This is a genomic window from Paeniglutamicibacter antarcticus (genome assembly GCF_039544305.1).
Classification (GTDB): domain Bacteria; phylum Actinomycetota; class Actinomycetes; order Actinomycetales; family Micrococcaceae; genus Paeniglutamicibacter; species Paeniglutamicibacter antarcticus_C.
In genome coordinates this window covers 23,400-43,280 of record NZ_BAABLK010000002.1, presented here as the reverse complement: position 1 = coordinate 43,280, position 19,881 = coordinate 23,400, and the positions used below count along the sequence as shown (strand labels likewise).

Here is a 19,881-nt window from a genome sequence, read left to right as displayed (position 1 = left end):
GTTCCCGATACACGGCGAACCACCGGGCAATCTGCCTCAACTCTAAGTATCCTAACGTGTCACTCGACGAGCCAGCTGTCATTCGTGCCGGGCCACGGCCCACAATGGTTTCCATGGAACCGCACGAAACACCACTGTTCGAGCTCGCCGCCCCGGCCAGGGACGCCACGCCCTTCCCCTTCGCCAACGGGCTCTGCCAGGCCGTTGATAAAGGCTTCGTGGCGGCAGACTGGGCCGAGGCACTGGCCCCGGTGGAAGGGCAGCTGGTGGCACTGGCACACATCTTGGAGGCAAGGCGTGCCGCCGGCGAGCGCATCCTGCCCGAGCCGGGGAACATCCTGCGGGCCTTCAGCCGTCCGCTGGCCATGGCCCGGGTGTTGGTCATGGGCCAAGACCCCTATCCCACGCCGGGGCATTCGATGGGGCTGAGTTTTGCCGCGCTGCCAGCGGTGCACCCGCTGCCGCGCAGCCTGAAGAACATCTACACCGAGCTTCACGAGGACACCGGCGTGAAGACCCCGGGGCACGGGGACCTTTCTGCGTGGGCGGACCAAGGCGTGGTGCTCTTGAACCGAGTGCCCACGGTGGGTTCGGGCGATGCTGGGTCACACCGGAAGCTCGGCTGGGAGGCAGTGACCGACGCCGCGATGGGGGCCCTTGCCGCCCGCGGTGGTCCGATCGTCGCCATATTATGGGGCAAGGACGCCCAGTCATTGGCTCCTGCCTTGGAGCCGATCCCGATCATCTCCTCCGCGCACCCCTCGCCACTGTCGGCACGGCGCGGGTTCTTTGGCTCCAAGCCCTTCTCCCGGGCCAACGCGCTACTGCTGGCTTCCGGCGGGGCACCCATCGACTGGACGCTTCCGGCCGTTGCCCAGAGGTCTTAACGCCGGCGGATGTTACGGCGTTCAGCCAGTACCTCGGCGCCGATCAGCGGGCGCGCGATGGTGTCGCCAAAGACCACGCCGCCGGCAATGGCCATCATGATCGTGAAGGCGGTGAACATCTGGATCATGGCGCCGGACATGTCATCGACGTTGAAGACGATCCCGTACATGGAACGGAAGATCATCAGTCCGGGCAGCAGGAACACAATGGCCGGTGCGGCTAGCACCAGTTGAGGGGCACGCAACTTGAAAGCCACCCAGCGACCGGCCAGGCCAATGAACGTCGCAGCGACGGCGGGCGAAGCCCTGTCCCCCACGCCCAAGGCCTGGATCCCCAAAAGGATCAGGTAGCCCATCAGTGCGATTGCCCCGGTGGGCAGCAGGAGCTTCGGGTCCGATTGCTCGGTGATCGCCCCGGCGATGACCGCCACCACCACCAAAGCGGCCAGGAGCCAACCAGGATAGGAAATCGTGTCGATGACACTGACATCCAGCTTCGGGGCGCCAAACATCGCTGCGGATACCAAGGCAGCCATGATGCCGGTCAGGATCGCGGCATAGGTCAACGCCGCGGAAAAGAAACGCCCGGCGGCAGTGACGGGGAACCCGTTGATCGCATCCTGAAGCGCGGAAACGAACCTGGCAGAGGGCAAGAGCAGAAGGATTCCTCCGGCCACCACCAGCGCAGGATCGATGGGCGCCCGCAAAGCATGGAAAAGCACGGCTATGGCGGTAACAATGAAGCTGGAGGTCGCTATGGCAAAGAACTCCGGAACGCGCCACCGAGATGCATATTTCGCCACCGGGCCAAGCGCCACCGATGAGACGAAAGCCAAGGCCGACCCCAGCAGGGAGCCGCCGATGAAGACCACGAAACAGGCGGCAAAGAGCCCGGTTGCCGCGGCGACCATCCAGCGCGGGAACGGCCTTGGCTTGCGTGAAATATCGCGCAGCCTGTCCACCGACTGTTGACGCGTCACGCCGCCGGAAACAATATCCGAGACCAGTTGGTGCACTTGCGCCAGCCCGGCAAAGTTGTTCGTCCAGGAGCGTACAACGCGCAGCATGGAGAACGATTCGCCCTCCGGCGGGGAGAAGTTCAGGTGGATGGACTGGTTGGTGATGTCCACGTCGGTATGGCGAAGCCCCAACGCCGCAGTCACGGCGATGACGCTCGTCTCGACCTCCAATGACCCAGCCCCGTAGCGGAACATGCTCTCTGCCAGGTCTAGGGCGAATTCAAGGGTTTTGCGGGCCGAAGCGTCCTTGGTCGCATTCACCTTCGGGTTCGCGTACGGAGTTCCCCTGAGCTTTTCAACGATGTCGATCGCCTGGGTGGGCGGGGAATCCGAAGCCAGCAAGCGCGAAATCATTCGCTTGGCCGTGGGGTTTACCCGCGGAGGCAGTGAAGGGGCCCCGGAATGGGTAACTCCGACCAAACCTGTCTTGGCATTGATGGCGTCCTGGGCCAACGTGGTGGGACGCTGGCTGCGGGCGGGACGAACAGGCTTTGGCTGCTTTGGCGGCCGCGGGCTCCCCGGACGCTTCGCCACGGGTTTGCCCCCTGGCTTGATCGCGGGCTTTGCGCCCACGGAGGCTTGCGGGAGCGCAGCGCCGGGCGCGTCGGTCTTCCGCGGTGCTGCGTCGGGAATCCTGGGGGCATTTTGCGCGTGGGCTGCTGCGTCCGTCAGGGCCTGGGCGATGTTGATCATTTCCCGCGTTTGGACACGGCGAATGCTCGAGACCTGCGGGTTGGGATCCTCGCCGGGGGATGCCGGTGTGTTGGCGTCCGGGTCCTTACCTGAAGACACGCTTTCTCCTGTCAATTGCGCCTGTTCACACCACACTACAGCCGCGGTATCGCCCCATGATCCACGAGCCGTGCATCTCACATTCAGCGCCGTGGACACCGTTGTCGCCGCTGCCGCGGGAAGACCCATAACGGGTACGGAATTTAGACAATTTTGGTGTGCACATAGGGAAAGTTCTCTTGGAAGCACCCCCGGAAATCATGAGCACTTCCACTGCCTGCACACAGCAAACCGGGTTCGGTATCTAATTCGTCGATGAGCCCACCGGCGATGCCAAGAGCCTTAACCGCGAAAAGAACCCCGGAACGCCGGGGTTCTTTTCGTATGGTGGTTCTTAGCAGACTCGAACTGCTGACCTCTCGCGTGTGAAGCGAGCGCTCTAACCAACTGAGCTAAAGAACCGTCTTGCCACTCCCAAGGGAGTACCAAGCAAGATTAGCCGAGCATCACGGTACTCGCCAAATCGGCGAGCCCGTTGCCGGGCGCCATGACCATCGGTCTCGGCCGGCATTCCTTGCCGCTCGTAGTGGCCAATGGAAGAACCCGAAACACCCTTGATCGCCCCGCGATCGACACCCTGAAGATGATGCAGCGATGCCTGGGCGCCGGTTTCGGCATCTACCGTTCCGGAAGACCGGTTCGCATCCGAACGCCATGCCGTCCAGGGCAGCGCCTCCAACATGCGATGCAGTGGCATGTTTCCGTTTCTCGGAGGTCTTACTCCGCGCAACCCTCGATTCCATCAATAAGCTCAACTTAACGATACGGACCTGATTTACTATCTTCCTCTAATGGTTGCCGTCACAATATGATGGACATCACAGGTCATGGTTCATCGGGGCCCAAAGAAAGACGAGGGTTCAATTGGTCGAGGTTCTTCTGGGCCACGATGCTTCGGAGCCAGCCGAACGCGCTCCAGTCCAGAACCTGCTCGCAGAAGGGGTCAAACGAACAGTACCTCGACGCACGGCTAGTGCCGGTCCCGGCAATTTCGCAGTGCTTCACCGGCTCGGCTTTTCCATGCACGAACCACGTCGATTCACGCGATGCACCCCACTCCTCCAACGGCACTTCCCCACGGAATGTCCATGACTATCCCCACGAGATCGTGCCGGCTCGGTTACGAGGTCTCCGTACCTGTCCAGGTGGCCGGCGGCATCGAGCCTACTGGCCGAGATAGCTCGTAAGCCAACCATCACTAAGGTAAGGAGTATTTACCATGTCCATGACATCACTGCTCAGCCCGCTAGGAACACGGCTCGCCTCTCGCGCAAGCCAGCTGAAGGGATCGATAATCGATAACTCCACGTCCTTGCTGGCCAGCCAGACGCACGATATCGTGCGTTTTGCCATGGGCGCACCGAATGCGGAACTGATCCCGGAGAAGGACTTCACCCGGCTCTCGGGAATGCCGGCCAATGGCCGCTACGACTACGCTGCGACCGAAGGGGTCCCGGAGCTTGTCGACCAGTTGGTCGAGTACCACGCCCGTCACGGGGAAGACATCGACCCGGCCCGCGTGCTGATCACCACTGGCGGCATGCAGGGCCTGGATATCGCTTTCAAGCTGTTTGTGGATCCCGGTGACGTTGTCATCGTCGAATCCCCCACCTACACCAACGGGATCGGCACCGCCTTGAGCTACCAGGCCAAGGTGGTTGAGGCCCCGGTGGATGATGACGGCTTAATCGTCGAAAAGCTGCGGCAGCTGGTTGAGGAGACGGGGCAGGCGCCGAAGGCCATCTACACGATCCCGAATTTCCAAAACCCCTCGGGCCGGACACTGTCCGAAGCCCGTCGTCGACTGCTGCTGGAGCTGGCCGAGGAATGGGACGCGTTCATCATCGACGACGACCCATACGGGGCCTTGCGCTTCGACGGCCAGGAAGTCCCCGGCTTCCTGGATTTGAGCCCCGGAAACCCCCGGGTGGTGCAAGTCCGGACCTTCTCCAAGGTCTTGGCGCCCGGGTTGCGCGTTGGCTGGATGAACCTCGATCCGGCTTTGCGCCAACTGGCCATTAACGCCAAGCAGTCAATGGACACCTGCACCAACGGACCGATGCAGCAGCTCATTGCCGATTACCTGGCCGAGGGAAAGCTCGACAAGCACCTTGATGGATTGCGCTCGGTCTACCGCGAGCGAAAGCAAGCCATGCGCGCGGCACTCGCCTCGGAACTCGGTGACGATGTCGTGGCCACCGATCCCGAGGGCGGCTTCTTCCTCTGGCTCACCTTGCGTGGAAAGTATGCCGCGGTGAACACGGAAGACTTGTTTCCCACTGCACTGAAGCACGGGGTCGCCTACATCCCCGGACCTGCCTTTTCCAACTCCGGGACGTTCACCGATGCGTTGCGGCTGTGCTTTGCAACCTCGACTCCCGAACGGATCGTGACGGGAGTTCAGCGATTGCGGGCGGCACTGGATGAGCAGATAGAACTCGGAGGCAATTCTTGATCACCCACACCTCTTCGGACCCGTCGCCGACACGGACGGTTGCGAGAGACCAGCACCCCACGCGTGAAGAGCGCATACTGAACCGGATCAGCCGCACCGACGTGGTGGACCTGGCCTCAAGGCTCGTGGCTGCGGCCAGCGAAAACCCCGGCGGCACCGAGCATGCAACGGTCCAGGAACTGGAAAAAGCGCTCAGGGCCATCGGTGCCGAGGTGCACCTGACCCAGGTTGCCCCCGGCAGGCCCAACCTGGTCGCGCACCTCGGAGGCACCCCGGATGCACCGGGCATCCTCTTCCTGGGCCACAGTGACGTGGTGCCTGCCGGCCCGGGATGGGACCATGATCCCTTCGTTCCGCGCCAGGAGGGTGACCTGCTCTACGGCCGGGGATCCACAGACATGAAGGGCGGGCTGGCTGCCGTGGTCACGGCCATGGCAGCGGTCCATGCAGAAGCACCCGAGACCGCCATGACACTGATCTGCACGGTGGACGAGGAAGCCGACGCCCTGGGCATCGAACACTACATCGCGCAAGCACCACAGCGGCGGTATGCGGCCTGTGTGGTGGCCGAGCCCACCGATCTTGTGACCATCGTAGGCTGCCGTGGCGCGGCAAACCTGGAAATCACCATCACCGGCGCCAGCGCGCACGCCGGCCGGCCAGCGGACGGCACCAGCGCCATTCTGGGCGCAGGAGAAGTGATCAAGGCCGTTGAAAGGGACTGCGCCAGCTTGGCGTCGGACCCGCACCCTGTGCTGGGAGCCGCAACCTGGAACATCGGCACGATTTCCGGGGGGCACGGAACTTCCATCGTCCCGGACACCTGCAACCTGGCGATGGACCGACGACTCCTGCCGGGGGAAGAACCCGAGCGGATCCTGGACCGGCTGCTCACCGCGGTTCGCGCCTCGGCACAGGACTCCCAACGCGCCGAGTCGGGCCGCATCGATTTCGAGGGCCACGTGACAATGCAGATGCCCGGGTTCCTCACCGACCCTGATTCCGCTTTCCCCACTCTCGTAACCCGTGCGTTGCAGGAGATGGAAATAGATCGGGGAACCGGGATTTGGACCGCCTCATGCGAGGGAGGATTCATTTCCGAGCACCACGGCGTCCCCACCGTTGTTCTGGGCCCCGGGGATCTTAACGGCCAAGCCCACCAACCCAACGAGAACGTCTCAATCAACGACCTGCACGCAGCGGCCGGTGCCTACGCACTGATCGCCATGCGAAGCGCTTGCGCACCACGGATCGATCCACCCGGTACTACCACGCTGCAAAGGAACAGGCGATGACCACCCCACACACAGAATTGCCAGAGCTGAGGCTCGAGGCCGACTTCACGCCGGCGGAGCTAAAAATGGCCCGCAAGTCCGTTGCCGGTTCAGCGATCGGAAATGCCATCGAGTGGTTCGACTATGGAATCTACGGATACCTGATCGTTTACATATCCCAACTATTCTTCACATTCGGTGAAAACGACGGGGCCATGCCTCGGATCCTGGCCTTCTCCACGTTCGCAATCTCGTTCATGATCCGTCCACTGGGTGGCATGATCCTGGGACCGCTCGGTGACCGCTTTGGACGACGCAAGATCCTGATCTTCACGATCGTGATGATCAGCGTCTCCACCGCTTGCATCGGCGCGCTCCCAACCTTTGCGCAGGCCGGCTACCTGGCACCGATCATGTTGGTCTTGCTGCGCATGCTGCAGGGTTTCTCGGCAGGCGGGGAGTATGCAGGGGCTGCCGTCTTCATGGCCGAGCACGCCCCGGATAACCGCCGAGGCTTCTACGGATCCTTCCTCGAATTCGGTACGCTGGCAGGTTTCAGTGCAGCAGCCATCCTGTGCACATTGCTCACGTTGGTGGTGGGCGAGGACGGAATGATGGCAGGCTGGTGGCGTTTGCCATTCATCCTGACCCTGTTCCTTGGTTTTATCGCCATGTGGATGCGACGCCACCTAGCCGAATCCGAGACCTTCACCCAGGACTCAAAGGAATCCAAGGAAGTGAATACCGCCCCGCAGGCACTGCGTACCTTGATGCGAAAGTACCCGGGTCAGCTGATCAAACTCTTTGGCCTCATTGTGCTGGTCAACGTAGCCTTTTACCTGGTGCTCACCTACATGCCCAGCTACCTGACGGCCACACTGGGGCACGGTGCGACCGAATCGAACCTCAGCCTGGTCGCCATCCAGCTGCTGATGATTGCGGTGATTGTTCCGCTCGGCGCGCTCAGTGACAGGATAGGTCGCAAACCATTGCTGATCACTGCCAGTACCGGCTTCGTGGTGTTCTCCGTCCCGGCAGTCCTCCTGCTACAAACGGGTGGGATTTGGGGACAGCTGGCTGGCATCGGCATCCTTGGCTTCTTCCTGGTGATGCTCTTGTCAACGATCTCTTCGACGCTGCCGGCGTTGTTCCCGACTTCGGTTCGATACTCGGGCTTTGCCATCGGCTACAACCTATCGACGGCCCTCTTCGGCGGTACAGCGGCGGTGGCGAACGAAGCGATCATCGGAGTCACCGGCAACGCGTTGGTTCCAGGCTGGTACCTGATGGCCGCCGGCGTGGTGGGGCTGGTTGCCGTGCTGACATTCAACGAAACCTCGGGGCGGTCGCTACGTGGCAACGTGATCCCTGGCAGCGACGACAAGGTTCGGGCTGAAAAAGGCCAAGTCCTGGTTGGTTCTGTGAACAAGGGATAGACATGCTGGATACAAGGAACTTGAAGGAGAACTTGCACATGAAGACTCAGCAACGCGTGGCACTGGTCACCGGCGCAACCTCTGGAATCGGCTCGGAAGTAGCCCGCCGTTTGGTCAATGACGGAATGTTCGTCATACTCACGGGACGTTCGGCCGAACGCGGCCAGCGCATGGCCAACGAGCTTGGCGAGAGCTCGCATTTCGTGCAGGCGGACCTCACCGCCCCGGACGGTCCCCAGGAATTGGTGGACGCAACACTGGAAGTGGCAGGCCGGCTCGATGTCTTGGTGAACAACGCGGCCATCGACCACACCGGTCCGATGCTTGATGTCCCTGCGGAGGAGATCCGTGAAACATTCGAGACCAACACGATCGCCACGATCCGCTGCCTCCAGGCAGCCGGACGGGTCATGCGCGAACAGGACTCCGGAGGCGCCATCATCAACGTCACCTCGCGGTTGGCGAGCATCGGCGTACCCTCCATGGGGATCTACAGCGCAAGCAAGGGCGCGATCCTTGCACTGACCAAGGCCGCTGCGGTCGAGCTGGCTCCCCATAACATTCGGGTCAACGCCGTGGCTCCGGGGATGACGCGCACCCCGTTGTTTGAGGAATGGCTGGCCTCGCAGGAGGATCCGGCGGCCACCGAGAGGGGCGTCTCGGCAGCCATCCCGCTGGGCAGGGTGGCCCGGCCCGAAGACGTGGCCGAGGCTGTGGCCTATTTCGCCAGCGAGACCAATACCTACGTAACGGGTGTTTCGCTGCCCGTCGACGGTGGCTACCTCGCAACATAGTTTCGGGCTCAGGCTCGGCGCACATCATCGCGCCGCCATTGCATGGTGGTAGCACCGACGAGCCTGCCGAGCCACGGCGACGCACCTCGGCAGTGTTTGAACACGCCTTGACTCGTAAGTTAAACTGATGGGCCTGGGCATCACCCCTCAGGGAACTGGGAGGTATCGTGCTCGACGTCAAGCGCCTGGCACTTCTGCGCGAACTGGAACTACGTGGAAGCATTGACGCAACTGCCCGTGTTTTGGGTATCAGCCCATCCGCTGTGTCCCAGCAGCTCACCAAGCTTGAGTCGGAAGTCGGAGTCGTCCTGTTGGAACAAGTCGGACGTAATATCCGGCTTACTCCCGCTGCGGAGCAACTGGTGCTTCGGGTCGAGGAAGTCGTAGCCGTCTTGGAGCGCGCCGAAACCGAGCTTGAATCTAGGCGCAGCCGGATCCAGGGTGTGGTGCGCTTCGCCGGCTTCAGTACGTTCGCACGGCGGTATCTCCCCGAGGTGCTTCGCCTAATGGAGCAAACCCACCCCGACGTTGTGGTTGAATTCATGCAGCTCGAACCGGAAACAGCCTTGGACATGGTCGCATCCAAACGCGTCGATATAGCCGTGATCGACGAGTATTCGCACAGCCCGCGGCGAGCTGACCCCGGGATCGTGCGCACCCACCTGATGCGTGACCAGATCGATGTCTACACTCCGCATCCGGTTCCAAGCCTTCAGGCACTTGCAGGGCTTCACTGGGCATTCGAGCCGGCCGGAAGTGACTCCGCTCAATGGGCTACGCGCATCTGCCGTGAATTCGGCTTCGAGCCGGCGGTCCTCTTCGAATCCCCCGACCCACAAGTCCACCAAGAGCTGGTCCTGGCCGGCGTTGCGGCCGCGTTCCTGCCGCAGATGCTGCTGGAAAGCCCCAGAGTGCCTTCCCTGCCGATGTCCCATTGGACCTCGTTGCCGCAAGGTGTGGAAGACGAAATGTACCGGGATGTCTATGCGGTTTGCCGGCGCGGCGCCCAGTTGCGGCCGGAGTTTGCCGGCTTCCTCAAGCTCCTGGGCGAGGTCACGGCCAAGCAGCCGACCCACCTTTCACCTTAGACCGGGCCCCTGGAAGACTTCGTCCCGGATTTTGGCGCCCTCGGACTCGACGGCGTCGTGCTGCCACAAGCCCGAGCAGCCGGCCAAGGCTTTGGTGCAAAAACCGGCTCGAAGCCCCGGAGAGTCCGGAACCCTGTCCACCACAGCGTTCCGGACTCTCCCGGGCACCCCGGGCCGTGCGCATCTCTCTAGCTCGTTGCGCGGCGGGCAATATTGTAGAAGCGGATGCTCTGGTATTCCTCGATACCCTCGGCACCGCCTTCGCGGCCTAGTCCGGATTGCTTGACTCCCCCAAAGGGCGCCGCCGCATTCGACGGAACGCCTTGGTTGATTCCCACAATTCCGGTTTCCAAGCGGTCCGCGACATTCAGTGCGCGGTCCAGGTTCTCGGAGAAGACGTAGCCGGCCAGACCGAACTCCGTGTCATTGGCCTGGCTGACCGCCTCGTCTTCCGTGCTGAAGCGCTGGATGGCGGCGATGGGACCGAATATCTCTTCCCGCACGACATCGGCGTTTGCCACGACGCGATCAAGCACCGTGGGGGCAAAGAAATGGCCAGGCCCGTCGTAGCTATATCCCCCGGTCAGCAGCTCGGCGCCCATGTCCACCGCGTTCCGTGTCAAGGACTCCATCTGCCTCACCGCGCGATCATCGATGAGCGGACCGAGCACGCTACCTGCGCCAAGCCCGGCACCAACTGGCACCTGGGCGAAGCGCCTGGCCAACTCCGCACCAAATTCGTCGGCGATGCCATCCTGTACGTAGATGCGGTTGGCGCCGATGCAGGACTGGCCGCCATTACGCAGTTTGGCTGCCAAGGTGCCCTCCAGCGCCCGCTCCATGTCCGCGTCGTCAAAGACAATGAGCGGGGCGTTTCCGCCGAGCTCCATGGAGCTGCGCAGCACGTTCTTGGATGCCAGTTCCAGAAGCTGCCGACCGACGGGTGTCGATCCGGTGAACGAGACCTTGCGGACCCTCGGGTCCCGCAGAACCGCACCGCTGAATGCCGCCGAATCCGCGGTCGTGACGACCTGGATGAGACCTTCGGGAACCCCCGCCTCCACGGCAAGTTTCACCGCGTAATAGGTGGTCAGCGGAGTTAGTGTCGCAGGCTTGACGACCACCGGGCAACCGGCGGCCAGTGCGGGAGCGATCTTTCGGGTGGCCATGGCCAGAGGAAAGTTCCACGGGGTGATCAGAACGGCAAGGCCCACCGGCGCCCTTCGCGTCAGGATGCTGGCCCCTCCGTCCGGAGCCTCTCGGTAGTCCCCGGCCGGCCGAACCGCTTCCTCGGCGTACCACCGCACGAAGTCCGATCCGTATTTGACCTCACCGGCCGCCTCGGCCAGGGTCTTGCCCATTTCACGCGAAATCAGGTGCGCGATTTGTTCGCGATGGCGGATCAGCAGTTCGTGCCAAGCATGGAGTACGTCAGCGCGTCCACGGGCGCTGGTTTTTGCCCAAGCCTGGCCAGCCGTCTCTGCCCTGCCCACGAATTCCAGCGCTGTCTGCACGCTGCGGTTTGGGACGTGCCCAATGGTCTCACCGGTCGCGGGGTCAGCCACCGCGATTCCTTCGTCATGAAGGCCGATCGATTCGATCGCGGCATCGGCGATGGCCATGGTCGCGGCATCGGGGGCAATAAGGGTGCGCGTCGCCTCGGTCATCTGGCTCATCGATTCTCACGCTCCACAATGGCATGCTCAATCGCTGCGACATACCCCGTGAGTTCCTCGTCGCTGATGATGAACGGCGGGCTGATCTGGAGGGTGTTGCCGCGCAGTGGGCGACTGATGAAACCCAGCTCAATGAGGTCGTCGCAGATCTGGACGGCGTTGAGGTGCCCGGCCAGTGAAACCCCGCCCAGCAGGCCCGCAACCCTGACCTCTGTCACCGCACCCTGGCGTTGTGCCAGGCCGGTCAGTGCTGTGCGAAGCACGGCCTCGAGTTCGCTGACGCGCGGAACAAGGTTCTCACGCTCGAGGATTTCCAGGTGGCGAATCGCCACCGCGGAAGCCGTGGCGTGGCCGGCATAGGTCGCACCGTGCCGGAAGATCGGGGTATCAGCGGAATCCACGTAGAACGGTTCCCAGATACGTGGGCTAACAAGTACGCCACCCAGGGGAGCGTAGCCCGAGGTGACCCCCTTGGCGAAGGTGACCATGTCCGGCTCGAGGCCATACCGTTCGGAGGCGAACATGGTGCCCAGGCGGCCAAAGCCGGTGATCACTTCATCGACGATGAGCAGGATCTCGTGCTGGCGGCATAGCCGCTGGATCGCTTCGAAGTAGCCGGGCTCCGGCGGGTTGACTCCGCCGGTGCCTTGCACCGGCTCGGTCACCAGTGCTGCGATGTTCTTAGCACCGACCTGTGCGATCAGTGCTTCCACCTGCGCTGCGTCGTTGAATGAGATCCGTGCGGTTTCCGGGACGAGCGACTCGGTGCCGTAGCCTTCACGGTTGAATTCCAGCCCGGCGATGCTCGTCCCGTAGGCGTGCAAGCCATGGTAGGCGAACTCGCGGCTGAGAATGATTTTCTTGGTGGTCCGGCCTTCACGCTGCCAGTGCCGGCGCGCAAGCTTGCAAGCAACGTCGATGGCGTCGGAGCCACCGGAATTCAGGATGACCTTGGAGCGTTCGATAGGCGAGATCCCTGCCAGGAGCTCTCCCAGGACCACTGCCTTGTCGTTCGTGAAGCGCGCAAAGGTGTGATAGGTCTCGAGCTTGAGCATCTGTTCGTGGGCGACCTGTGCCAGCTCCGGGTTGCCGTGGCCGATATTGGCATGCCACAGTCCGGCGGTCCCGTCGAAGAGGCGTCGTCCGTCGTCGGTATAGACGTAGGAACCTTCGCCGCGGTCAATAACCAGTTGTCGGCCGACCACCGTGGGAGTGTGCCCCTGGGCGGGCCACAAGGCCGGTGCATCGATCAGGGTGTTGGCGGCATGGGCCGAGGCGGCCATTTCGTTGACGGTCATCGCGAATCGTTCCTCTCAAGCTGTTATGTGCTATCCGGCATGCGCCGTGCGCTAAGCGACAGGTGCACCCACTACCAATCTAGCCAGCATCATGCGTAAAGATAAGCGAAAGATCTTGACAGTTACCTGTAAGTGATACTTACAAGACCAGTCTGTCGGCTAGGGCACGGGTCACGGCTTTGCGCACCGCGAGCAAGGCCCGGTCCTCCTCGGTGCCGCTGCGCACCAGAAACTGGATGATGCGCTGCTGGTCAACAGGCAGCCACGGGCTTGGCCGGATTCCACTGTCAGTTTCCCTCAAGACCATGTCCGGCAGGAAAGCGGCCGCCAATCCGTGCTCCACCAGGCGCAAGTGAAAAAGCAGGTCGGAGGAAACGTGCGCGACAACCGGTTCGATGCCACGTTCGCGGCAGACCCTCATTGCCCATTGGGTAGCTGCGGATTCCGCCGGCTCCATGACCCACCGAACCTGGCGCGCATCATCAAAGGAGTTGAAGTCCCGTCCGTGGGGCAGATAGCCCCGCACCGAATCGTGGCCCAACACCGTGGTGTGCAGGTCCCCGACAGCCTGTTCCGCGGTGCCGGGAAAAGAATCGGTGATGACGGCGTCAACGCGGCGGGACACCAACCGAAGAACCGCGTCCTCGGGCTCATAGCGATGGATCCGCACTTCCAGGTCGGGGTGCTCGAGAGCCAGGGCTTGCAGAACGGAGGGGAGCACCGTGCGGCTGATGGTGGCAAACGCGGCAATTGTCACCACCCCTTGCACGCGTTCGTGTGAAGTCGCCAGGTCGGACTCGGCCCGCTCCAAGGCAGCAAGGATCGTTTCGGTGTTGCGCACCAATTCCTCGCCGGCGGAGGTAAGTTTCACGTTCCGGCCGACTCTTTCCAGTAGCTTCACACCAGCTTCCTTCTCCAGCACGGCCAGTTGCTGGGAGACAGCCGAATGGCTGTAGGAGAGGTTTCGGGCTGCGGCGCTCATGCTGCCATGGAGCTTGACCTCGCGCAGCAGGGTGAGCCGGTGGATATCTAGCATGGGTCCGCCAAATCATCGTTGATTGAGGTGATCGCGAGGATCGCCAATGCCGCTTGAATGGGGATCCCCAGGTTGGCGCCGGTCAGCTGCTCGAAACGTGCGAGTCGCTTGACCACCGTGTTTCGGTGGCAGAAATGAGCCTCGGCGGTTTCCTTGATGGAGCCGGTGTGCGAATAGGTTGACACGGTTTCAACCAGCCGCTGGCGGTCATGCCGGGGAACACCGGCGATGCCATCCAGATCGATAGGCAGCAGTTCCGCAGGGATGCTCTGGACGAGGTTTTTCCATGCGACCGCCGGCCATGCCGAATCGATGGCCACGGCCGATGGCCGGCGGGAAGCCCTGGCTTCAACGATGGCCAGTCCGGCCTGCACTGCGTCCGGAAGCTTCGCCAACCCGGCAACCGAGGGGATGCAGGCGATATGCATGTGCGGAGGAAGGTTGTCGAATGACCCGGTGGCACAAGGGGAAAAGTGGCACGTGCCACCGATGAGCTCGTGGACGTAGACAGGGCTTTCGTGCGATTCGCAAACCCGGCAGTCCATTTCGTGTGGTCCGAGTTGCAAGGAAACGTCGAAGACGGCGTCGATGCCCACTCCCAGGTCCAAGGCGATCGAAATCAGTTCATTCCGATCCGGGAGAGGGTCCGTGAAGATCTTCGCAAGCGTCCGTTGGCGCCGTTGGGCACTATAACGATTGAGGAGTTCCTCTTCCCGAAGATATGAGCTCTGGACTGCCTGGACATGCCATTCAACAAGCCCCAGCACCGCATCGGTGTTGCGCACAAGCGCTCCCATGGTCTTGTCAGTGGCAATCTCCCTGAGCGCATTCCAGATCACCCGCGAGTTTGTTCTGACCCCTTCAAGCAATTGCTCTGCGGACACGCCTTGCCTGGCGCGTCGCCTACCAAGCTCAAATGGCAGCCTTTCCAGCTCTGCCACGATCTTCCCGCCGCCTAGCAGGATGAGATACATATCCATCGTTGAACCGATCAACGACCTGATCTCTTCGGAGGATACCTTGTCGTCGTAGAAGTGCTCGGCAGGAAAGCGCACTTGGAAGTCCTCGACCAGAGCGGCCCTGCGCTCACGCAGCTGCGCGATGAGACGGAGCCATTCAGGGTCGCATTTCAGCTCCGACGTATTGGGAACCTGTATGAGTTCCAAGCATTCCTCCTTGCAGGACACGGTCGATCGTTCAGTGTTCTTTTGGGGGCTGTCGCCTCCTATGCCCACCCTACAGAGCCGCAGGTACGCCAGCCTGCCCCAGCTAGGTTCACCATCGGCAATATCCTCAGTTCGGGTGCCTTCCTTTCATTGAGTTTCCTTCCGCCGGAATCCTTCGACGCCTGGGGTTGGCGCCTTCCGTTTATCGCTGCCTTTCCGTTGCTCTTCGTGGCCCTGTGGATCCGCGCACGTGTAGACGAGTCACCGGCATTCAAGCAGGTCAAGGGTGAAGCCGAGGTACGAAAACTCCCTGCTGTCACGGTGATCCGCGAGTACCCCCGCGCAATCTTCATGGCTGCCGCACTTGCCTTCATCTCCATTGGCAGCTTCTTCCTGGTGACCACCTTCGCCATCAGCTACGGCACAGGCACCGTTGGCCTCAGCTCAGCGACCATGCTGATCGCGACCCTGTCGGCGGCGATCTTGCAGATCGTTACGGTGCTCGTGACGGGACGGCTTGCCGACAGGATCGAGCCGACCAGGCTCGCACTGATCGGTTGCATAGCAACCGCATTGCTGGCATTTCCCGCCGTTGCGGCGCTTTCCTCGGGCAGCCCCGTGCTGGCGGTCCTGGCCATCGTCGTCATCGTTCAACCGATCGCCATCTCCTATGCCGTCACCGGGGTGATCCTCCCGAGGCTGTTCGGAGCGGATGTCCGCTACAGTGGCGTTGCCATTGGGTTCAACATTGCTGGCCTGGTCGGTGGATTCGTGCCTTTGATCGCGACGTACCTACTGCTCGTCTCGGGCTCCCAGTGGTGGACAATCGCAGCGTTCCTGCTGGTCATCGCGTTGATCTCCATTATCGGCACCTTGGCCGCACAGACCACCATCAGAAAGCGGATGAATGCATGAGCAACCACCGCCAAAAGCCCCCGACACGCACGGCTTTGGTCACCGGAGGCACTTCCGGAATCGGTGCCGCCATCGCATCCATGCTGCGCTCCCGGGGCTTCGAGGTTTCTGTTGCGGGACGTTGCACCCGACGTGGCTCGGAGTTGGCCGCTGAGGATGAAGGGATGCATTTCATCGAAGCGGACCTGACCTTGGCCGGGGCGCCCCAGGAAGTGGTTGCCCGGGCAGTGGATAAAATGGGTCGGCTCGACGTCCTGGTCAACAATGCCGGCCGCCGCCACGCGGGAATGATCGTGGAGACGCCGCTGGATGAAATCACCGAGGTCTTCGCATTGAACACCTTCGCCGCAATGGCGATGACCGCTGCTGCGGCCAAGGTCATGGAGAAGCAGGGCGATGGAAGCATCATCCACGTTCTCTCCCGATTGGCCACCGTGGGCGTTGCTACACTGAGCACCTACAGCGCATCCAAGGGAGCCCTGCTGGCCTATACGAAGGCAGCAGCCGTTGAACTGGCGCCCTCGGGGATTCGCGTCAATGCCGTGGCCCCGGGAATGACGATGACTCCATTGATCGAGGACTGGCTCGACGAGCAGGCTGATCCCGAAGGCGCGTTGGCTGGCGTGATGGCCGCAATTTAGCTGGGACGCCTGGCAAGGGAGGAAGACGTTGCGGCCGCCGTATGCTATCTGGCTTCCCCGGAAGCCGCATACGTCTCCGGTGTTGCCATTCCCATAGACGGGGGCTACACCGCCCAATGAATCGTGCTCGACAAGACGTCCAGGAAAAGCCGGCATCCTGGCCTCGTGGGCCAGCCCCGCGATGCCAGGATGCTCTTGGTTTTCACGGCAGGCGGCGAGCCGGCCGATCCATGCTGGCTTCCCCAACAGGCTTGCCGCTAATGCGGGAAACGGGTGGTTTCCCGCCGCCCCCGTTTAGTCCGTTCCGGGGGCAGTGCGCATGTCTCCGGTGTCGATGTAGCGCTGGTGCCAGGCCAACGACTCGTTCAGCAGGTGAGGGGTGTGCTTGCCGTAGCTGCTGACCTTGGCACGGTCGAAGTAGTCCTGCAGCATCGGGCGGTACTCCGGGTTGGAGCACTTGTCGATGATGACCTGGGCTCGCTGCTTCGGGGAGAGCCCGCGCAAGTCGGCCAGGCCCTGTTCGGTAATCAGGATCATGGTGTCGTGTTCGGTGTGGTCGACGTGGCTGGCCATCGGCACGATCCCCGAGATCTTCCCGCCCTTGGCGATCGACGGGGACATGAACACCGAGAGGTAACCGTTGCGCGCGAAGTCGCCGGAGCCGCCGATACCGTTCATGACGTGGGAACCAACCACGTTGGTGGAGTTCACGTTGCCGTAGATGTCCGCCTCGATCATGCCGTTCAAGGCGATGGCGCCCAACCGGCGAATGAGCTCTGGGTGGTTGGAAATCTCCTGGGGCCGGAGCAGGATGCGTTCACGGTAGAACTCGACGTGCTTGTTGAATTCCTCGATGCCATCGCTGGAGAGCGAGAACGAGGTCGCCGAGGCAAAGCCCAGCGTCCCGTCCTTGAGCAAAGACAGCATGCCGTCCTGGATGACCTCGGTGTAGGCCTGCAGGCCCTTGTAACCACCGCGGGCCAAGCCGGCGAGAACCGCATTGGCGATGTTGCCGACGCCCGACTGCAGCGGCAGCAACTTGTCCGTCAGGCGCCCGGCCCGGATCTCGTGGTCAAGGAAGTCGAGCAGGTGGTCGGCGATCTGCGTGCTGGTTTCATCGATCGGGGCAAACGGGGACAGCCGGTCCGGGGCGTTGGTCTCCACCACGGCGACGATCTTTGCAGGATCCACCCGCAGGTAGGGCTCGCCGATCCGCTGGTCTGCGGTGGTCATTTCGATCGGCTTGCGGTGCGGAGGCAATGCCGTGCCGTAGTAGATGTCGTGCATGCCTTCCATGGCAGCTGACTGTTCCGTGTTGACCTCGATGATGACTTTTTCGGCCATGTCCAGCCACGTCTTGTTGTTTCCCACGGAGGATGAGGGGATCAGTCGCCCGTCATGGGTGACTCCAACAACTTCGATGATCGCCAAGTCGATCTTGCCGTAGAAGCCGAACCAGGCGTGCTGGGCAACGTGCGAGAGATGGATATCGAGGTACTCCATCTCGCCGTCGTTGATGCGGCGGCTCAGCTCCGGGTCGGACATGTACGGCAGACGCAGCTCCATGCCACCGGCGCGCGCCAGCACGCCGTCGAGCTCGGGTGCGGTCGAGGCGCCCGTGAGCACCTTGATCTTGAAGCTCTGCCCGGCGGCTTGTTCCTTTTCCATGAGCGCGGCTAGCGCCCCCGGGACTGCCTTCGGGTAGCCGGCGCCGGTGAACCCGCTCATGGCCACCGTCATGCCCGGTTTCACCAGTGCCGCGGCCTGCTCGGCCGGCATGAGGAGGTCAAGGAGTTTTGAGTATTGGATCCGATCGTGCAAGGCTGCCCTTCCGTAGGATGTGCGGCACACGTTGCTTCGTGCCATCTGCGACACTTTAGCCGGTGATCGCATCACATTCTCGCCACTTAGTGGATACCGCGCCAGCAACGCGCGCCGCTTTCGGTGAACTGACCTGCATTTGCGATGACTGGCGGCACTTTCTTGGTGCTCGATAACGCTGAAGACCGGCCAACAACCGAAAAGGCGTGCTTCGGGGTGCTATGGCTGGAATTTTCCGGACCCGTCCGTCCCGGCCAACCCGGTAGCGGGCATCTGCGAGGAGTGATGGTGAATGCCCGGATGCCCGGCCGAGGGACAGCCGGCAGGAATCCGAATGGTCGGACGTGGCTCTCAGGTCCCGTAGAGCTTCAGGACATATTGGCGGCACACGTAGACGCGCTTGAACTTCCGGCGCATGACATGCTCGTGCTTGATGTCGGCATGCATGAACGCACCGACGGGCCGGGATAGGCCAACGGGGCTTTGAAAGCCTTCATCGGGGTCTTCGTGGGACTTGTAGACGTGCAGGTACCTATAGGCCTCGACGAAGCCGTTCTCCTTGTACCAACTATTTGCCGCAGCGTCTTCCCGGGTCCAGGCATCGAGTTCCCGCATCTCGGGAGGCAGCCTGTCCAGTGCTTCATCGAGCAAGACCGAGGCAAGTCCTTCTTGCCGGGCGACAGGGTGCACGGCGAGTGAATCGATGGTTGCGGTTGTCCCGTCCATTTCGATATCGATGAGGCCGACGACCTTGCCTTCGGACTCTGCAACCAAACTCAAGCAAGGTGCTTGGATACTGCTGCGGTCGGTCCTGACATCGTCGTAGTAGTCCGTGTCCAGGAAGCTCAGCACTCGGCACTCGAGCCAGCCGGTCTCGTCGGATGGCTGGTATTCACGAATCTGGAACATGTGGAACGACCTGTCCTTGCCGTTGCGGATCACGCCGCCAAATTAGCACCTGGCGGTCATTCAATTCAAGCACCCCGTGCCCGAAACCGCTCATGGACGGCAAAGAAAAACGGTTGCGTCACCCATTTCAATGGTTGACGCAACCGTTTCCGCTACCCATTGGCCCGGGCCGTTCATACCCGTGCCGATTTGCCTAACTATGCGACCTGTTCGGCGTTCAGTTCTTCGTACTCATTGTGCTCCTTGCGGTATCGAGCGACCATCGCGAAGCTCAAGATGCCCAAGAGTCCGATCATGGTGAAGGCCGTAATGATGAGTGCTTCATGACCTGGTGTCATTATGGTTCGTCCTTTCCTGAAAATGCGGTGGGTGACCGGGGCGTTGCCCGACATCCTTCACCGCCGGAAGTGCCTCCGTTCACCGCCGGGAGGCGTCAAACGGAGGCTACGTTCCGAATCCTGCTGTTCTTGCTGTTTGCGTTGCTTCCCCTGCTCCATGGCAAGGGCGGGCCAGCTCGTTGGGTCCTTTGGCCGTGCCGCGAACCGGCTTGCTGCACTTCGTTGGCGGGTCCCGCCATCGAGGTGCCGGCGTTATTGACTACGGTCATTCGTACCGAGCCGACCTCGTCGGATTCCCTGCAATCGCTTGCGGGAGAACCTGTTTGACGCGATCAT

15 protein-coding genes, 1 tRNA gene and 1 pseudogene are annotated in these 19,881 nt (G+C 62.0%); 8 read left to right on the top strand and 9 right to left on the bottom strand.

Features of this window, described 5'->3' with window-relative positions; genetic code table 11:
- Window positions 1-113: 113 nt before the first annotated feature.
- Window positions 114-887, top strand: a complete 774-nt coding sequence (locus ABEA12_RS00205) for a uracil-DNA glycosylase (protein ID WP_210101946.1) — start codon at window positions 114-116, stop codon at window positions 885-887.
- On the opposite strand, the gene ABEA12_RS00200 is transcribed toward ABEA12_RS00205, so the two are convergent.
- The gene (locus ABEA12_RS00200; protein ID WP_210101947.1) at window positions 884-2,698 is read right to left on the bottom strand and encodes a threonine/serine exporter family protein; all 1,815 of its coding nucleotides are present in this window, start codon (window positions 2,696-2,698) and stop codon (window positions 884-886) included. The genes ABEA12_RS00205 and ABEA12_RS00200 overlap by 4 nt on opposite strands.
- A 325-nt stretch (window positions 2,699-3,023) precedes the next feature.
- Window positions 3,024-3,100: transfer RNA gene (locus tag ABEA12_RS00195), tRNA-Val, on the bottom strand.
- Window positions 3,101-3,917: 817 nt separating this feature from the next.
- Here ABEA12_RS00195 and ABEA12_RS00190 point away from each other — a divergent pair.
- From ABEA12_RS00190 to ABEA12_RS00170, 5 genes are all read left to right on the top strand, one after another.
- Complete coding sequence (locus tag ABEA12_RS00190) at window positions 3,918-5,153, top strand: aminotransferase-like domain-containing protein (protein WP_345465615.1); 1,236 nt, start codon at window positions 3,918-3,920, stop codon at window positions 5,151-5,153.
- The gene (locus ABEA12_RS00185) at window positions 5,150-6,448 is read left to right on the top strand and encodes a M20 family metallopeptidase (protein ID WP_345465612.1); all 1,299 of its coding nucleotides are present in this window, start codon (window positions 5,150-5,152) and stop codon (window positions 6,446-6,448) included. The genes ABEA12_RS00190 and ABEA12_RS00185 overlap by 4 nt, the downstream gene beginning before the upstream one ends.
- Window positions 6,445-7,863, top strand: coding sequence for an MFS transporter (locus tag ABEA12_RS00180; RefSeq protein ID WP_210101948.1), 1,419 nt, complete (start codon window positions 6,445-6,447; stop codon window positions 7,861-7,863). The genes ABEA12_RS00185 and ABEA12_RS00180 overlap by 4 nt, the downstream gene beginning before the upstream one ends.
- 38 nt (window positions 7,864-7,901) lie before the next feature.
- Entirely contained in the window at window positions 7,902-8,657 is a 756-nt protein-coding gene (locus tag ABEA12_RS00175) for an SDR family NAD(P)-dependent oxidoreductase (RefSeq protein WP_210101949.1), read from the top strand.
- Between the two features lie 167 nt (window positions 8,658-8,824).
- A complete protein-coding gene (locus ABEA12_RS00170) occupies window positions 8,825-9,745 on the top strand; it encodes a LysR family transcriptional regulator (protein WP_210101950.1) in 921 nt (306 codons plus the stop codon).
- A 188-nt stretch (window positions 9,746-9,933) separates the two neighbouring features.
- On the opposite strand, the gene ABEA12_RS00165 is transcribed toward ABEA12_RS00170, so the two are convergent.
- From ABEA12_RS00165 to ABEA12_RS00150, 4 genes are all read right to left on the bottom strand, one after another.
- Window positions 9,934-11,421 carry an NAD-dependent succinate-semialdehyde dehydrogenase gene (locus ABEA12_RS00165; RefSeq protein WP_345465605.1) on the bottom strand — a complete coding sequence of 496 codons (1,488 nt, stop codon included), beginning with the start codon at window positions 11,419-11,421 and terminating at the stop codon, window positions 9,934-9,936.
- Window positions 11,418-12,719: an aminotransferase family protein gene (locus tag ABEA12_RS00160; RefSeq protein WP_210101951.1), complete on the bottom strand. Its 1,302-nt coding sequence runs from the start codon at window positions 12,717-12,719 to the stop codon at window positions 11,418-11,420. The genes ABEA12_RS00165 and ABEA12_RS00160 overlap by 4 nt, the downstream gene beginning before the upstream one ends.
- Before the next feature lie 139 nt (window positions 12,720-12,858).
- The gene (locus ABEA12_RS00155; protein ID WP_210101952.1) at window positions 12,859-13,755 is read right to left on the bottom strand and encodes a LysR family transcriptional regulator; all 897 of its coding nucleotides are present in this window, start codon (window positions 13,753-13,755) and stop codon (window positions 12,859-12,861) included.
- A complete protein-coding gene (locus tag ABEA12_RS00150) occupies window positions 13,749-14,921 on the bottom strand; it encodes an RsbRD N-terminal domain-containing protein (protein WP_210101953.1) in 1,173 nt (390 codons plus the stop codon). The genes ABEA12_RS00155 and ABEA12_RS00150 overlap by 7 nt, the downstream gene beginning before the upstream one ends.
- A 150-nt stretch (window positions 14,922-15,071) precedes the next feature.
- On the opposite strand from ABEA12_RS00150, the gene ABEA12_RS00145 reads away from it, so the two are divergent.
- Both ABEA12_RS00145 and ABEA12_RS00140 read left to right on the top strand, forming a co-directional pair.
- Window positions 15,072-15,836, top strand: a complete 765-nt coding sequence (locus ABEA12_RS00145) for an MFS transporter (protein WP_210101954.1) — start codon at window positions 15,072-15,074, stop codon at window positions 15,834-15,836.
- Window positions 15,833-16,597 (top strand): annotated as a pseudogene (locus ABEA12_RS00140) (SDR family NAD(P)-dependent oxidoreductase). Before ABEA12_RS00145 ends, ABEA12_RS00140 begins: the two are co-directional and overlap by 4 nt.
- A 174-nt stretch (window positions 16,598-16,771) precedes the next feature.
- On the opposite strand, the gene scpC reads toward ABEA12_RS00140, so the two are convergent.
- The 3 genes from scpC to ABEA12_RS00125 form a co-directional block, all read right to left on the bottom strand.
- Window positions 16,772-18,343: a succinyl-CoA:acetate CoA-transferase ScpC gene (scpC, locus tag ABEA12_RS00135; RefSeq protein WP_345465597.1), complete on the bottom strand. Its 1,572-nt coding sequence runs from the start codon at window positions 18,341-18,343 to the stop codon at window positions 16,772-16,774.
- A 306-nt stretch (window positions 18,344-18,649) separates the two neighbouring features.
- On the bottom strand, window positions 18,650-19,207 hold the full coding sequence (locus ABEA12_RS00130) for a GNAT family N-acetyltransferase (RefSeq protein WP_210101956.1): 558 nt from the start codon (window positions 19,205-19,207) through the stop codon (window positions 18,650-18,652).
- A gap of 197 nt (window positions 19,208-19,404) precedes the next feature.
- Window positions 19,405-19,545, bottom strand: coding sequence for a hypothetical protein (locus ABEA12_RS00125; RefSeq protein WP_210101957.1), 141 nt, complete (start codon window positions 19,543-19,545; stop codon window positions 19,405-19,407).
- Window positions 19,546-19,881: the final 336 nt, after the last annotated feature.

What these genes read in the sequence shown, in the direction of transcription:
- ABEA12_RS00205 (WP_210101946.1), top strand. Translation starts at nt 114, where the DNA reads ATGGAACCGCACGAAACACCACTGTTCGAGCTCGCCGCCCCGGCCAGG.
- ABEA12_RS00190 (WP_345465615.1), top strand. Translation starts at nt 3,918, where the DNA reads ATGTCCATGACATCACTGCTCAGCCCGCTAGGAACACGGCTCGCCTCT.
- ABEA12_RS00180 (WP_210101948.1), top strand. Translation starts at nt 6,445, where the DNA reads ATGACCACCCCACACACAGAATTGCCAGAGCTGAGGCTCGAGGCCGAC.
- ABEA12_RS00175 (WP_210101949.1), top strand. Translation starts at nt 7,902, where the DNA reads ATGAAGACTCAGCAACGCGTGGCACTGGTCACCGGCGCAACCTCTGGA.
- ABEA12_RS00165 (WP_345465605.1), bottom strand. Translation starts at nt 11,421, where the DNA reads ATGAGCCAGATGACCGAGGCGACGCGCACCCTTATTGCCCCCGATGCC.
- ABEA12_RS00160 (WP_210101951.1), bottom strand. Translation starts at nt 12,719, where the DNA reads ATGACCGTCAACGAAATGGCCGCCTCGGCCCATGCCGCCAACACCCTG.
- ABEA12_RS00155 (WP_210101952.1), bottom strand. Translation starts at nt 13,755, where the DNA reads ATGCTAGATATCCACCGGCTCACCCTGCTGCGCGAGGTCAAGCTCCAT.
- scpC (WP_345465597.1), bottom strand. Translation starts at nt 18,343, where the DNA reads ATGGCACGAAGCAACGTGTGCCGCACATCCTACGGAAGGGCAGCCTTG.
- ABEA12_RS00130 (WP_210101956.1), bottom strand. Translation starts at nt 19,207, where the DNA reads ATGTTCCAGATTCGTGAATACCAGCCATCCGACGAGACCGGCTGGCTC.
- ABEA12_RS00125 (WP_210101957.1), bottom strand. Translation starts at nt 19,545, where the DNA reads ATGACACCAGGTCATGAAGCACTCATCATTACGGCCTTCACCATGATC.